We start from the raw sequence: 14,874 nt of genomic DNA, 5'->3' as shown, positions 1-14,874 counted from the left end.
TTTTATGCAATATGATAGTAACAGAACAACATCAAACAACATGGATGGAGGCGCTGCAACATGAAGCTAGTAACCTTTCAAACCAAGACATCTCAGGAACCTTTGTTTGGGCTTGTAATTAACGAGAAATTTGTCGTGTCTTTTGCCGCAATCATGAAAAAGCAGGGAACATTCGTTGACGGTCTTGAAAGTATGGACAGCTATCTTCATTATTTGCCGGCAAGTTATGATGCCGCTAAGGAATTGATGCAATATGCTGTCGAACTGTCGCATCAATTCAATGAAAATGAAGTCTGCCCGATTGCAGCGGTAAAATTGCTGCCGCCGGTTCCGCATCCGGCTGCGCTTATCGATTTCGGGCTGACGCCAAGACATCTGAGAAATGCTGGCGTAAATCTGCTGCAAAGAGAATACACAGGACCGGAAAGAGAAGAACTTAAACGAAAAATTGCTGAAAAATTCCAGCAAGATCCGAATAAAGTAATTTTCAGTTATTACAAGTGTAACCATAATGCATTAATTGGCGATGGGGATACGATACATTGGCCTTCGTACTCTTCCTACCTGGATATCGAGCCGGAGCTGGCCTTTGTTACAGGGAAGGGGAATTGCATTGCAGGTTATGTTATTTTTAACGACAGTACTGTTCGCGATGTGCAGTGGCCTGATTTCCTGGCGCTGACTGGACCGACGCGCTGCAAAGATTTTGATCGCAGCAAAGGAATAGGACCATTTCTGGCTACGCCGGATGAAATCGGCAACCCGCTGGCACTGGATGTGGATGTACGGATCGGGGAGAGACTGCACTGGAAGGGAAGCACATCCGAGTATTCTGTACACCCTGCAAAAGTGATGGAGGAGATTCTCAAAGTTTTCACGCCGCTCCCGGGCACGATTATAGGAATGGGGACGATACCGGATTGCTGCGCAATCGAGACTGAACAATGGCTATTGCCCTCTGACCGAATCCAGATTACATTTGATAAATTAGGCTCGCTCACGCAATTGGTGCCTGATCATGTCAAGATTACTGAACCAAGCCGCTGGGAAAAAAGAAGCGATTTGCCTTAAATAAACGTTTATGAAAATGATGAACCCCGACCCTGCTGCATATGCAAAATCTTGTAGTAGAATAGGTTTAACATATGTAAAAGGAGAAATGCAATGCAAACTTCAGACAGAATCATTGAAGCCGCGACACGGCTCATCAAAAAGAAGGGCTATCGGGGAGTAAGCACCAAAGCCATTGCAACGGAAGCTAAAGTCAATGAATCTACGATTTTCCGGCAATTTGGAAGCAAGCAAGGCATATTGGAAGCCATCATTGAAAGACATTCGGATATCCCACAATTTGAGAAGCTGTTAAAAGAGGATGCGACCGATAATCCGGAAGTAGATCTGCTGAATGTAAGTCAGCAGTACCGTTTGTTTTTCCATAAAAATGCGGACATCATTTTGATTGGCATCCGTGACAAAGGAATGCTTCCCGAATTGGACAGAGTGCTGGCCGATCCGCCGGTGAAGCTGCACTCCTTGCTGGTTGAATATTTTGAACACCTGCAGAAGAAAAAAGTTATAGCCAGACAGGATGAGCGTCTTGCCGCCATGACTTTCCTCTCGATGTGCTACGGATTTCAGATGAGCGAGCTGATTCACCGGCAATATCAGTCCCAACTCGTCACCGAGGAAGAGTTCTACAAGCACAGTGTCTCATTGTTTGTTAAAGGAATCTTGTCTCAGTCATAAGCTTTATTGATTTATTTAATGATAAGTCTAGCTTCTCCTCTCAAAACATCACCAATTATTATTCATCACCATATAAAGTAGAAAAGCCTTGATCCATCGGTACTTCTGATGAATCAAGGCCCCCACTTTGTCTCAAACATATATTGAAAAAAAATCTCATTTATTAATTACATTTGTCTCAACTATAATGGTTACTCACAAAATTACTCTAAGAAGCTAAAAACTAGTCCAATCACTGTTTACTGATGCATAAATATTCATTTCTCACTAATTATGAAAAAAAATTCTCATTAATTCTGAAAACATTCTCATTAATTATGACACCACACATCACACTGGCTCTTAAAAAATTTAAATCTTGTAAGCCTTCATAGCTTTTCTTAGCTCCTTGAATGAAGGACGTTTGCCATACATTAAGACGCCCGTACGGTAGATTTTGGCGGCCAACCAGCCGAAGAACAAAATGGAGGCGACCAGAATACCAAGGGACAGCCAAATTTCCAGCAGGCTCGCCCGCTCCAGACCAATCCGCAACAGCATGACGGTTGGAGAAAAGAACGGAATGTACCCAGCCACCTTTACGAAAATCGTATCAGGTGCGGCGATATTGAAGATACCGATATAAAAGGCCGCCAGTGACAGCATGGTAATCGGCATGATCGCTTGTCCCAACTCCTCGGTACGGCTAACGATAGAGCCCACCGCGGCGAACAATACTGCGTACAGAAAGTAGCCGAGGATGTAGAATACCAGACCATAGCCCAACACTGCGATATTTAGTTGCGACAAATCCAGCCCGACTGAGCTAAGAATGACATTATTATGCGGCAGCATAAGGTTGGCACATACAGCGGCTGCAAAAACAGCAATTTGCAGCAGACCGACCAGGAAGATGCCGATAATTTTTCCGAACATCTGGGTCAACGGTGAGACGCTTGTGATGAGAATCTCCATGATACGTGAGCTCTTTTCCGATGTCACCTCTGCAGCAATCATATTCCCCGTCATCATGGAGGAGGTGAAGAATAAAATCATCAGTACATAGACCAAACCATAGTTAATCATAGAGGTTTCTTTTTCCTCTGTGCCCACAGTTCCCCCTGCCTCAGACGGACCCTCTACTTCCCTGCTATGCACCAATACAGGTGTGCTAATTTCGCGAATTTGATCGCTGTTCAATGCATTGCCGCCCATAATGGCTTTGACCTTAGCTTCTTGAAGTCCCGTCTGCAATAGTGTAATTACAGCAGGAGATGGCTCTTTTTCAACAGAGACGTACTCCACTTTAGGAAACGTGTCTCCCTTGGTGGCAGGCTCCGTGAACTGCACGTAACCTTGCAGCTCTCCGTTTTTCAAGGCTTGCTGCATGGCTGGCGTTTGTACGTTGTCATAACGCACCCAGATGGCTGCCGGGTTGGATTGCTCCTTGGTGAATTGTTCCAGCTGACTTGCCACTTCTGTCCGGCTCCCGGCAATCAGTCCCAAGCGATGATGCTCGGCTGCCGTTGTGCCCGAACCTCCTGTCCCATCTCCTTTAAACAAAGAAATCAAATACGGCAGATTCATACCAATTGTAATGAGCAAGGCCAGTACCAGCGTTGTAATGATAAAAGACTTGGTTCTCGCCTTCTGACGAAACGTAAAACCGATCACCGTACCCAGTCTATTCATGGGAATCACCCACCTCTCTTATGAAAATCTCGTTCAGCGTAGGTTCCTTGATCTCAAAATGCTCCACATCCGTTTGCTCCAACGCAGTTTGTAAAATCAACTTCGCCGCATCCGGCTGCTCGATATGCAGCATCCAGCCGCGATCCATAGGCTCTGCACGGCGCACGCCGGGCAGCTGCTCCAGTCCGTTCACTTCACCTGTAGTAATGAGACGAACTTTTTCACGTGGGTAACGGCCCTTAATCTCCTGCACACTTCCCTGCACAACTGTATTTGAGCGATGCAAAATCGTAATATGGCGGCACAGTTCCTCCACATGCTCCATGCGGTGGGTCGAAAATAAAATCGCAGCCCCATCATCCCGCAGCTCTTTCACCGTATCCTTAAGCAATTCAACGTTCACCGGATCAAGCCCACTGAAGGCCTCATCCAAAATAAGCAGCGTCGGGCGATGCACTACAGCAGCAATAAAACCCATTTTCTGCTGATTCCCCTTGGATAGCTCCTCAATCCGCTTGTCGTAATATTCCGGCACTCCAAAGCGCTCCAGCCAGTAGCGTAGACTTTTGTCCGCCTCCTTGGCCGACATTCCGCGCAGCCTGCCCAAATAGTTAATTTGCTCGCTCACCTTCACCTTGGGGTACAACCCTCGCTCCTCAGGCAAATAACCCATCGTCCGTTGAAGCTCCTTGCTGTAGGGCTTGCCCTCATATTGAATGTTTCCTTCATCAGGGTAAATCAGGCCGAGCACCATGCGCATCGTTGTCGTTTTGCCTGCTCCATTGCCTCCTAGTAGTCCGTAAATCTCTCCGCCGTTCACATTCAGCGAAATTCCGTTCACCGCCGTATGGTTCCCATATTGCTTCACGACCTTTTCCAATTGCAGCATGCTCATGATTGTTTTACCCCTTCCTTCTCCATAAATGTCTCTGCATTCGCAGATATTTGTCCTGCAGACCAATATACTAAAATATCATCCAGTTCCAGACGCCGCACACGGATGGGACGAATCCCTGCTTGTTCCAATATAGCACTGGTCTCCCCGGCTGCCAGCGTTATAATTCGCTGTAAATTCCCATCACTCTCCGTCTCTACAACTCCCGGAAGCTCCGATGCCTCCTCTGGTGTACCTTCAAACCACATTTCCTTGCCATTTTCGAGCAAATGGTCTTTTTCCAGCTTGCCGAGCAGCCTGCCATCATGCATCAGGACAATATAATCCGCCAAACGCTTGATCTCGTCCATGATATGGGTAGCAATAATGATCGTCGTTTTGCCGTTCTTCATACAATCCCGCAGTTCCTCCAGCATGATTTTCCAGGCAAAAGGGTCTAAACCCGATGAAGGCTCATCCAGCAGCAACACACGTGGGTGCGGCGCCAAGGCAGCAGCCAGTTCGAATTTCCGGCGCTGCCCCTTGGACATACGCGATAATTTCGTATGTGCTGGAACCTGAAAGCGGTCCATTAGACGCTGAAAACGTGTTTCATCCCAGCCGGGATACCACAAGGCTCGAAAAGCCGCTGCTGCTTCTGCCGTTAATCGATCCTCCTCGCGAACCGGCTGCTCCGGTATATACCCAACCCATTGTCGTGTATCTGCCGGCATACCGTCGGGGTATGCTTGACCGAACCAACGAATCTCACCGGAATCCGGATGAACAAGCTGAGTCAGCAAATGAATCAATGTGCTTTTCCCTGATCCGTTATGTCCAGCCAGAGCGACCACATATCCTGGTTCAACAGTTAGATTAATCGGCCCAATATTCCGGTTACCCCGGGTTTTATAGACCTGGCTCATCTCAATAATTGGTACTTTCCTCTGTATTTGCGTAGGAACTTCCACATGATTGTTCACAGCTGTCACTCCTTCACCTGGACTTCATACCTTCTCTTCACCATTTCTGCGAAAAGCTCCAACAATTCCTGCTCTGTCATCTGCACAGCAATGCCTGTATCAATCGCCGTTTCCAACGCCTCGGTCACCGCTTTAAGGCGGTAACCTGAGCGCATATCATCCTCGACCAGAGCGACAAAGGTGCCCGTTCCCTGCCGGGTACGTAGCAAACCTTCGTTCTCCAAATCCTGATAGACCCGCCGGACGGTGATGACGCTGCAACGGAGCGTTCCCGCAAACTCACGAATGGAGGGAAGCAGCGTTCCCGCTGCAATCTGTCCGGTTACAATGAGTGAACGAAGCTGCTTTTCAATCTGCGCATACAGCGGTTCCGCGCTATTCTCATCAATTTGCACTGGAATATTCACCTGCTTTCCCCCCCCCTTTTTAGTTACTTTTGTACACATACTACTAAGTTAAGTCCCGCTTCATGAGCTTACGCTGTGTCACCCGATAGGACACTGACATAGCTAGAATTCCTGCTAACAATGCTCCCCACATCACCGGGGACAACAGCAACCATTCCTTACTGTAAGATGCCGTTATCGATACCAGATTGGCCCCGCATACTCGAACTATAATCGTAACTATCCCACAAATAAGCATGATGACAATGGATATCCAAAAGTAGGATTTACCTTTTTTAAGAAATTCCAAGTGAATATAAATGGCTTGAATCAGCATTCCGTAGCCTATCCAAGTAAGTGCAAACGATACAAAGAAACCTGTACTGGCATATACCCGAAACGTAGCTGACAACGTAAACAAGAGAGTAAAAAATATCACACTATTCACAACAAACGCCAAAAGCGCCTGTTGAATTCGACTCATAATCACCGCATTCATCGGTATAGGCAAGGTGCGGAAAAAGGCTAGCATATGCGTATAGGAATCTTCCTGAAGATATTTAAATGCACGGCGGTTATAAATGAATCCGAGAAACGGAATCAACGCCAGCATGATAAAATCGGCTACTGGACTTAAGTTTCCACGTTCACCCCATTGCACACTTACAGCAAAACTCATGGTAAATCCCAAATATGCAATAAACAGCAATGTCCACAGCATGACATATGGATTGTTGCGAAAATCGTGCCGGGTAATCTTCCATGCCTGCTTGATAATTGTCATTTTCTCATCCTGATCCCTTCTGCACTGCTTGTGTAATAACGACCTCGTTCTCTCTTCATACGAAGTAATTATTACAGTAATCAGTGTTATTACTGTATATATCTTTATACACAGTATATAAACCATGAATTACTGCTGTCAACACCTGCATGTAAATTGTGCGTACAATCACAAAAGCTCGTCATGACCTATGCTACTCTGTAAATGATAAACGTTCTCAATCAAGGGGATGAATAAATGAATAAGATACTGCACTGGGATGAGCCGATATTTAACCTTGTTAACCGTCACCCCGAAGTGAAGGACATTATGGTAGAGCTGGGTTTTCACGATATCGCCAAGCCTGGCATGTTACAAACCGCAGGTCGTTTTATGACACTGTCCAAAGGTATTGCATTGAAAAAAGTAGATATGGAAACCGTGCAGCGGACATTTTTGCAACATGGTTTTACTATTCAAAAATAAAGGAGCTAACCATCATGAGCGAGCTAATTAACAACCGTGAACATACAGCACAGGAATTAACGGAACGTCAACAAACGCTAAAGGAAATTATAAAAGAATTACATGCCGGGAAGAGCGTGGAGGAAGTCAAAGCCCGTTTCGCAGAGGCTGTTGGCGGAGTAAGCGTGGCTGAAATTTCGGCTATGGAGCATGCATTGATGACCGAGGAGGGAATTCCCGTATCGGAAGTGCAGCGTCTTTGTTCCGTGCATACATCGATATTCAAGGGTTCCATTGAGGATATTCACCGTCCTGCCGGACCGGAGGAACAACCGGGACATCCCGTTCATACCTTCAAGCTGGAAAATCGGGAGATCGAACAATTGGTCAACTTCAAGTTGTCATTGCACGCGGACCAATTTCAAAAGGACGACAGTCCCAAAATTATCTACAAGTTACTGGAAGATTTAAGTCTGCTTCTCGATCTTGACAAGCACTATAGCCGCAAAGAAAATCTGGTCTTTCCTTATCTAGAACGCTATGGAATTTTTGGCCCAACCAAAGTCATGTGGGGTGTGGACGACAGCATTCGTGCCGCAATCAAGGAAGCGAAGAGTCTGCTCGCTGAATATAACGGAGATCGTGAACAGATTGGGAAGGCGCTTGCCCATATCATGAGCGAAGTGAATGAAATGATATTCAAGGAAGAGAATATTTTGCTGCCGATGGCACTCAGTAAGCTGACAGAGGATGAGTGGCTGAAAATAGCCCGGGAAAGCGAGGAAATCGGGTTCTGCCTGACTGCTCCCGAACGTGAATGGATACCCGAACGGGCAGAGGAACCTGCAGAAGCCCTTGAGCAAACGGAAGGCACATCCGGAACACCGCAAGGCTTCGTGAGATTCGAGACAGGGATTGTATCCGTCCAACAATTGGAACTGCTGTTGAATCATCTACCCGTTGACCTGACTTTTATCGATGAAAATGATGTTGTTCGCTATTTTTCCCATGGTAAGGAACGAATCTTCGCGCGCACGAAAGCCGTCATTGGTCGTACCGTACAGAATTGTCATCCACCCCAAAGCGTGCATGTCGTTGAGAAGCTGCTGGAAGATTTTAAAGCAGGCCGCAAGGATGCTGAAGATTTTTGGATTCCAATCAAGGACAAATTTGTCTACATCCGTTATTTTGCCATCCGTGATGCTGAGGGCCACTATCTGGGAACGTTGGAATTCACGCAAAATATTGCACCAATTCGTGCCTTGGAAGGACAAAAGCGTATTCTATCCGAATAGTATCCAACCGTAAGCCACCATGTTTAGGTTTTTGCCACTCATATTTATAATATGTTGTTCTACTATAAGTTTGGCTCCCAGCCTTTCATAAAAAGTACATGCTGGATTATCTGCTAGCACCCATACGATTACAGAGTGAATATCCATACTATCAAAATGTTGAAGCAGGCGTAAAAATAGTCTCTTCCCCAAGCCTAAACTATGGTATTCACTCAAAACGTAAATAGCCGTTATTTCTCCCCCATACGGGGGATATTCACCTGACTTTTCCGGACCTCCACTCACAAATCCGATGATTCCCCCCTTCTCATTTTCAGCAACATATACCCGATGACCGTCTTCACTGGATAGATTCGCATTCCACAGTTCTGTTCTTTGCTCATAAGAAAGCTGTTCCAGAACCTGGGCAGGCATTATATCTTTGTACGTCGTTCTCCAGCAATCTACGTGCACCTTGGCGATGCCCTCGGCATCTGATATCGTTGCTTCCCTGATGATCATGTGAGTTCCACTCCTAGTTTCCAATATTATGCTTTCTATTATACCGACGATCCAAATCTTGATCTATAATAAGAATATTCATTGTTTAGTGAAGTTGGATAGGATAACCGTTCACTACACTACTCGTTCATTACTGGAGGATTTGACTTGAATAAAATTGTTTCATTTTATGTGCCGCTTGGCATTTCGTCATTAATTGCTGCACTAACGCATGTCATCGTCAATGCTGTGCTTGCTCGTTCGGAACATCCTTCGTTTACATTAAGCAGCTATGCGGTTGCCGTCAGCCTGTGCCTACTGTTGGAAACTCCGTTAACCGCAGTACGGCAGATGACCACGAAATTCGGTTATGATCGCAAGTCCGTTCATTCTATTGGTATTTTATGTACGTTCGTGGCGGTGACTGTATTGATCATAGGCTGGAGTATCGGGTTGACGCCCGTAGGCAATCTAGTCTTTCAATATGTATTTGGTGTGTCCCCAGTATTGATCGAACCCACCAAGAACGTATTTCAGGTTCTTACTTTACTATACATATTAGTAGCTGTCCGTAACATATATCAGGGACTTATTATTAACAAGCACCGAACGGCATGGATGACATTCAGCTCGTCCATACGTATTATCGTGATGCTAATTGCTTCCTGGTTTTTGATCCATGCTGGCTGGACGAATGACGGACGAGTCGGTGCCGCCATTTTTATTGCAGGTATCCTCATAGAGCTGGTCGTTACTTTTTTAGAAGGCCGAGTTCTCAAAAGAAAGCTGCCTCCTGACAACGCGGAGCAAACCATCCATCATGCGAAGCATCTCCTACCTTTTTATCTTCCTTTGCTATATTCGGCGCTGGTACTGGTTATCTTGAATCCTTCCATCCAAGCTGCGCTGAACAATACAACTGATCCACTTTTGGCCGTGGCATCCTTTTCTGTAGCACTGCAAATCCTAAATTTATTTGTCTGGTTTTGCAGCTCTTTGCATCAAATTGTGATTCAATTTTATACGTCCAAGCGCAGGGAAGTGCTGATATTTTTGAGCTTTTTGTCTATCCTATCGCCGCTGCTACTCCTGTTACTTTCCTTCAGATTTGCTGGCGATCCTGTGTTACGGAATGTATTGGGATTGGAAGGAGAATTGTTGCTAGAAACCAGAGGATTGCTTCGCATACTGGCTGTCTATGTCGCATTTTATCCTTGGGTGGAATATTTTATTGGAAGGTCAATATTAATCGGCAATACCAAACCTATCTTTATCGGTAGGCTGTTTTCTGTAAGCTTTGCGATTCTCGCGCTTATTCTGTGTATCTGCTTTTTTCCAGGACTGGACGGCAACGTGGCGGGAATTGTGATGGCTGTTTCCTCCCCTGTCGAGCTGGGGATTTATCTGTTGCTTTACCGAAAAATCTCTACAAGCACGATGAATGTATCCTCCTGAAAAAACTTACCTAGAGAGCCTTATGCAAACGACCCGCACATTGACTCCCTATGGCACAACTATCCTTTACGAGGTCAAAATATAGGGGCCGTTCTTAGTAATCGCAATCGTGTGCTCGTATTGAGCTCCCCAACTGCCGTCTGCTGTGCTGATGGTCCAGCCATCGTCCCCCCAGAGCACGGCCCCCTCGGTTCCGAGGGTAAATACCGGCTCAATGGTAATCACCATCCCTTCTCGCAGTGGTAATCCCGTCTTGGGACGACCGTAGTGCAGAACCTCTGGCGGCTCATGCATTTGGCGGCCAATGCCATGCCCGATCAGAGGCTTGACGTTGCCGAACCGCCGCCAGCCTGCCGCTTTTTCCACAGCATGCCCGATATCCCCCAACGTCCTCCCCGGGCGGGCAACCTCGATACCGCGTACCAATGCCCTATGGGTCTGCCGCAACAGTCGTGCTACCGGGCGGCTAATGTTACCTACCGCATAGGTCCATCCTCGGTCAGCCAGCCAACCATCTTTGTTAACCACAATGTCGATGGTCACAATATCCCCATCATGAAGCACCCGCTCCGAGGGAAAACCGTGACATACTACCTCGTTGACCGAAGCGCAGGTGGCATAAGGGAAACCTTTATAGCCCTTTTGTTCAGGCGTGGCTCCACGCTTGCTTAAAAACTGCTCCACCCAAGCATCGATTTCAAGCGTTGTGATTCCCGGAAGAATACGACTTTCCAGCGCACGATGGCAATCTGCCAAAATACGTCCGGCCTCCCTCATGTAGCCGATTTCCTCCGGTGTTCGTATCGCTATCTCTATTGGAATCCGCCTCCTTTGAGCATACAAATTCACTAAACCTATCCCATTGTATGCAGGACGGACACAAAAAAACCGTCTCCTCTGTGGATAGACGGTTTATAAAAGTCGTATTTCTAGTTTTTCGGGTAATCGAACCCTTTAAGATACTGAAGAATTTATGCGACCGAGTTCGTTTTCCACCACCATGGTCAACTCTTCCTCATACCCTCCTGTAATCCGGTATTTTCGCACATATTCCTTTACAAATTTTTTGGGATCCTTAGGCCGGAAAATTCGAGTCATTTCCCGCAGACTTTCCTTAACTTCATTGTGACCTTTCGTTGCCATGTAACTCCCTCCCAAAACGTTGAAAATAAGTGCTCCGTTGAAGAGAATGCCGAAAAGTATTGATGTCCTTATGCAGTGAAGTAGTATGTCTAATTGCAGCTTAGGTCGGGAACACCTTATACAAGGCATGTACCTGACACTATTATTAACCGATTTTCTTTTGGCTGAATCACTACCCCATTATAACATATTCAGATACAGCTTTCAGCTTTCCAGTAAATTTACATTGATTTTACCTATCTTTTACGCATCATGTCATTTGGGGTACTCAATCAGCTGTTGCACAGGAGGGTATACCTTATTTATCGGTTTTTGGAGTGTATGTGTTTGGGGTAAAATAAATAAACATAACAAGGAGGGAAAAGGATGAGCCGCTATGCTCCGCTGTTCACTGCACCTGTTGCCCGTATGTCTGCCCTGAACATAGGAACTTGCGAAGAGGAGGGCATCAGCGTCTCCCTACTTGATCAGGCAGACCGTGAAATCCAAGCCAAGTTTCCTAAAATGCACAGCTTCCTGCTGCTGCGCCACGGCAAACTGATCTGGGAACGCTATTATAACGGGCATGAAGTAAGCTCTCTGAACGATTTGCGATCCGCGACCAAAAGCTTCACTTCCACGCTCATCGGCATAGCTATGGCTCGCGGTGATATGCCCGGGCCAGAGACGGCTGTGCATAAGCTGTTGTCTGAGTATTTACCTAGGCGGAAGGAAACACTGCTAGAGCAGATTACGATTCGCCATCTGTTGACCATGACATCCGGCCTATATTGGCAGACGGGCAAAAAGCTCGGAGAAGCTTTTATCCACCGTTTTCATCGCAGCAAAAGCTGGCCGTCCTTTGCCCTGCGTTTACCTGTACAGGAGGATCAACTCGGTGTATTCCAATATCGTAGTGTTGATTCTCACCTGTTGTCCGTGCTGCTGACCCAATGCTGTGGGATTGACGCCTATACGTACGCTCTCCAGCATCTGTTCGAACCCTTAGGTTTTGGAAGAAGTGGTTGGGCACAAGATCCAGAGGGCTACACCATGGGACACATCGGGCTATATCTGACATCGCGTGACATGGCTAAATTTGGCGATTGCTGCCTTCATCAAGGCAGCTGGAACGGAAAAGAATTGATTCCGGCCGATTGGCTGCATCAGGCGACACAGCGACAGGTTGAAGGCTATCCAGAATTCGGGGATTACGGATTCCAATGGTGGACAGGACGACTCCACGGCATCAACTACGCGTGTGCACACGGACATGGAGGACAGCAAATTTATCTTGTGCCAGAAGCGAACGCAGTCGCGGTATTTACAGCAGACAGCAAGGTGAGCCGTTGGAAAAATCCGCGAACACTGCTGGAGCGCTACGTTTTGCCAGCCGTATCCTCCCTCAACTTGGAACGTTCCTGATATGAGCTTCATGTGCTTATTGATAATAGGAGGCTAAACAATCATGGAAGTCTCACCACCAAAAATTCTAATATTGTACGCCAGTTACGGGGAAGGCCATGTGCAGGCCGCTCGGGCAATTATGGACAGTTTGCGAAGACTCGGACGCTGCGAGGTACAACTTCTCGACCTGATGGCTGAATCTCATCCCTGGTTGAACGGTCTGACCAAATTTGTATATATGCAAAGCTTCAAAACCATTCCGCAGCTTTACGGCTGGGTCTATAACATCACGCGCGGTATGCAGGCTAAATCGGCCTTCGGCCATGTGTTGCATTCATTCGGGATGCGTCAACTCACGCTCACTTTGAAAAAGGAGTTGCCGGATCTCGTGATACATACGTTCCCGCAGCTCGCGCTCCCGGTGTTACGCCGCAAAATGGGAATGAATTTGCCTATTGTCAACGTGGTTACAGATTTCGATCTGCATGGGCGCTGGCTGCATCCTGATATTGACCGCTACTATGTAGCCACTGAGGATATCCAGCAGGAAGCCGCCCAGCGGGGAATACCTATCGAACGCATTATCGCTACGGGTATTCCGATTCACGCTTCTTTTTATAACATGTCTGCCAACGAAGTTCCCGTTCAGGAACAGGTAATTCCATCACTACAGTCTGAGACTACTACGCTACTCATTATGGCTGGCGCCTATGGTGTGCTATCCGGCATACTGGATATCTGCCGGCAATTAAGCCAGCTTCCTCAGTTGCGGCTACTGATCGTCTGCGGACGTAACCAGCAACTGAAAGCAGAATTGGATGCGCTGTATGCAAACCACCCGGACATTTACACCTATGGATTCGTGGACTTTGTCCCAGCACTTATGCGTGCGAGCAATCTGGTGATTACGAAGCCCGGCGGCATCACACTCTCGGAAAGCATCGCATCCGGTTTGCCTATTCTTGTGTTCAAGCCCGTACCCGGTCAGGAGCTAAATAATGCTCTGTATTTGCAGCAAAAAGGAGCTGCCCGTATTGCTCGCACTACGGAGGAGCTGATTCAGCATTGTCTCGACCTGATTTCCACCCCCTCTCTTGCCGAAGAGATGATGCAGGCGATTGAGTTGCTTCGCAAACCTCATCCCGCAGACCAAATTGCCGAGGATATTTTGCATCAGCTTGTGGATAAAAGACCTTCCGTCCGGACAAATTAACGAAGAATAAAGTCAGACGGAGGGGATACCTATGGAACACAAAGGGAAGGATTTGCTCCCGCTAACAGGAGAAAAGGTAGAAGTGGATGGTGTTTATATTGATGAGGATGGACATGAGCAGCATTTGCACAGAGGTCAGCATTTTCCCGCTGATGTTGTTCTGGGGACTTCCGAGTGGAAAATGACCGAATATGCCTTTGATAACCATCATGAAGGACGTACTGATGAACGACTTATCCCCAAAGAGGACGACGAGGATAAAAAGGGTAAAATCACACATCCACGCCGTCGTTTACAACGCGGAGACCGCTAAATAAGACAACTTATCCACGGTTAATACCAATCTGTTGATATTTTGTGGACAACCTGTGTGCAAAGTGTGCTAAATCGCTATACTGTCTACAGTTTGTGCACAATTTGTGCATAACCTATGTTTATTTTGTGGACAAGTAGTAGGGTTTAGTGGATAAAATGCGTACAACATGTGCAAAACCTGTGTATAACCCTGTGAATGACTGAGCGAATTCTTTTCGTTCAGTCTTTTTCGTGTTTTTATACACATTCCCTGATTGAACTTTTTCTGGCGTTTCGGGCATATCTTTAATTCCTATCCTCATAGCTTGTATAGTACGGATAACTTATAAAGGGGGATTTGCCTGACATGTCAGTCTATAAGTCTTCCACGGGATTGGATGAAAATATAGCAGCTGTCCTGTGCTATCTGTTCGCATTTATTGGCGCACTGGCCTTTGTCATGCTGGAAAAGAAAAGTCGATTTGTATTATTTCACGCGCTGCAATCCATATTTCTGTTTGTCACCCTCATGATCGGGCATGTGCTTGTTGGATTCATTCCGCTGCTCGGTCCTCTGCTCGCTTCCCTACTAACGCTGGCAGGCCTTGTATTGTGGGTCATCCTGTTAATTCGCGCGGGACAAGGCAAGTGGCTCAAGCTTCCCTGGGTAGGCGATCTAGCTCTTCATCAAGCCCGGCAATTGTGAAATCAACAAAAAAC

The 14,874-nt window shown here is 46.6% G+C and carries 17 protein-coding genes; 9 read left to right on the top strand and 8 right to left on the bottom strand.

Annotated elements, in window-relative coordinates; genetic code table 11:
• Positions 1-60 precede the first annotated feature (60 nt).
• Positions 61-1,071 (top strand): fumarylacetoacetate hydrolase family protein, encoded by a 1,011-nt coding sequence (locus tag KAI37_RS02935; RefSeq protein ID WP_071639419.1) that lies wholly within the window; start codon positions 61-63, stop codon positions 1,069-1,071.
• Between the two features lie 93 nt (positions 1,072-1,164).
• On the top strand, positions 1,165-1,746 hold the full coding sequence (locus KAI37_RS02930; protein ID WP_071639418.1) for a TetR/AcrR family transcriptional regulator: 582 nt from the start codon (positions 1,165-1,167) through the stop codon (positions 1,744-1,746).
• Between the two features lie 351 nt (positions 1,747-2,097).
• Here KAI37_RS02930 and KAI37_RS02925 read toward each other — a convergent pair whose 3' ends face one another.
• Genes KAI37_RS02925 through KAI37_RS02905 form a run of 5 tightly spaced genes read right to left on the bottom strand, consistent with a single transcriptional unit; the run spans position 2,098 to position 6,444 of the window.
• Entirely contained in the window at positions 2,098-3,417 is a 1,320-nt protein-coding gene (locus KAI37_RS02925; protein WP_071639417.1) for an ABC transporter permease, read from the bottom strand.
• On the bottom strand, positions 3,410-4,312 hold the full coding sequence (locus KAI37_RS02920; protein ID WP_071639416.1) for an ABC transporter ATP-binding protein: 903 nt from the start codon (positions 4,310-4,312) through the stop codon (positions 3,410-3,412). Before KAI37_RS02920 ends, KAI37_RS02925 begins: the two co-directional genes overlap by 8 nt.
• Positions 4,309-5,274: an ABC transporter ATP-binding protein gene (locus KAI37_RS02915; RefSeq protein ID WP_076293175.1), complete on the bottom strand. Its 966-nt coding sequence runs from the start codon at positions 5,272-5,274 to the stop codon at positions 4,309-4,311. Before KAI37_RS02915 ends, KAI37_RS02920 begins: the two co-directional genes overlap by 4 nt.
• A gap of 5 nt (positions 5,275-5,279) precedes the next feature.
• On the bottom strand, positions 5,280-5,681 hold the full coding sequence (locus KAI37_RS02910; protein ID WP_014279606.1) for a GntR family transcriptional regulator: 402 nt from the start codon (positions 5,679-5,681) through the stop codon (positions 5,280-5,282).
• A 43-nt stretch (positions 5,682-5,724) separates the two neighbouring features.
• On the bottom strand, positions 5,725-6,444 hold the full coding sequence (locus tag KAI37_RS02905) for a hypothetical protein (protein WP_071639414.1): 720 nt from the start codon (positions 6,442-6,444) through the stop codon (positions 5,725-5,727).
• 237 nt (positions 6,445-6,681) lie between these two features.
• Here KAI37_RS02905 and KAI37_RS02900 point away from each other — a divergent pair, with 237 nt between their 5' ends.
• Together KAI37_RS02900 and KAI37_RS02895 are read left to right on the top strand one after the other, a co-directional pair.
• A complete protein-coding gene (locus KAI37_RS02900) occupies positions 6,682-6,909 on the top strand; it encodes a DUF1858 domain-containing protein (RefSeq protein WP_071639413.1) in 228 nt (75 codons plus the stop codon).
• 14 nt (positions 6,910-6,923) lie between these two features.
• The gene (locus tag KAI37_RS02895; RefSeq protein WP_071639412.1) at positions 6,924-8,183 is read left to right on the top strand and encodes a DUF438 domain-containing protein; all 1,260 of its coding nucleotides are present in this window, start codon (positions 6,924-6,926) and stop codon (positions 8,181-8,183) included.
• On the opposite strand, the gene KAI37_RS02890 is transcribed toward KAI37_RS02895, so the two are convergent.
• On the bottom strand, positions 8,172-8,684 hold the full coding sequence (locus tag KAI37_RS02890) for a GNAT family N-acetyltransferase (RefSeq protein ID WP_071639411.1): 513 nt from the start codon (positions 8,682-8,684) through the stop codon (positions 8,172-8,174). The two genes, KAI37_RS02895 and KAI37_RS02890, sit on opposite strands and share 12 nt — an antisense overlap.
• A 147-nt stretch (positions 8,685-8,831) precedes the next feature.
• On the opposite strand from KAI37_RS02890, the gene KAI37_RS02885 reads away from it, so the two are divergent.
• Positions 8,832-10,118, top strand: coding sequence for a hypothetical protein (locus tag KAI37_RS02885; protein WP_220030685.1), 1,287 nt, complete (start codon positions 8,832-8,834; stop codon positions 10,116-10,118).
• Between the two features lie 66 nt (positions 10,119-10,184).
• On the opposite strand, the gene map is transcribed toward KAI37_RS02885, so the two are convergent.
• Positions 10,185-10,967 carry a type I methionyl aminopeptidase gene (map, locus tag KAI37_RS02880; RefSeq protein WP_081327425.1) on the bottom strand — a complete coding sequence of 261 codons (783 nt, stop codon included), beginning with the start codon at positions 10,965-10,967 and terminating at the stop codon, positions 10,185-10,187.
• A gap of 105 nt (positions 10,968-11,072) precedes the next feature.
• On the bottom strand, positions 11,073-11,261 hold the full coding sequence (locus tag KAI37_RS02875; RefSeq protein ID WP_007428354.1) for a hypothetical protein: 189 nt from the start codon (positions 11,259-11,261) through the stop codon (positions 11,073-11,075).
• 366 nt (positions 11,262-11,627) lie between these two features.
• Here KAI37_RS02875 and KAI37_RS02870 point away from each other — a divergent pair, with 366 nt between their 5' ends.
• The 4 genes from KAI37_RS02870 to KAI37_RS02855 all read left to right on the top strand — a co-directional run bounded on the left by KAI37_RS02870 (position 11,628) and on the right by KAI37_RS02855 (position 14,860).
• Positions 11,628-12,665, top strand: coding sequence for a serine hydrolase domain-containing protein (locus KAI37_RS02870; RefSeq protein WP_071639410.1), 1,038 nt, complete (start codon positions 11,628-11,630; stop codon positions 12,663-12,665).
• 43 nt (positions 12,666-12,708) lie between these two features.
• Positions 12,709-13,860 (top strand): MGDG synthase family glycosyltransferase, encoded by a 1,152-nt coding sequence (locus tag KAI37_RS02865; RefSeq protein WP_220030684.1) that lies wholly within the window; start codon positions 12,709-12,711, stop codon positions 13,858-13,860.
• A 31-nt stretch (positions 13,861-13,891) separates the two neighbouring features.
• Positions 13,892-14,173, top strand: coding sequence for a hypothetical protein (locus KAI37_RS02860; RefSeq protein WP_023986830.1), 282 nt, complete (start codon positions 13,892-13,894; stop codon positions 14,171-14,173).
• Positions 14,174-14,521: 348 nt separating this feature from the next.
• Positions 14,522-14,860 (top strand): DUF4870 domain-containing protein, encoded by a 339-nt coding sequence (locus tag KAI37_RS02855; RefSeq protein ID WP_023986829.1) that lies wholly within the window; start codon positions 14,522-14,524, stop codon positions 14,858-14,860.
• Positions 14,861-14,874 lie beyond the last annotated feature (14 nt).

The organism is Paenibacillus sp. S25, assembly GCF_019454085.1.
In the GTDB taxonomy this organism is placed as follows: domain Bacteria; phylum Bacillota; class Bacilli; order Paenibacillales; family Paenibacillaceae; genus Paenibacillus; species Paenibacillus polymyxa_B.
The sequence above is the reverse complement of the archived record's forward strand: the minus strand, read 5'-3'. Positions and strand labels throughout refer to the sequence as shown.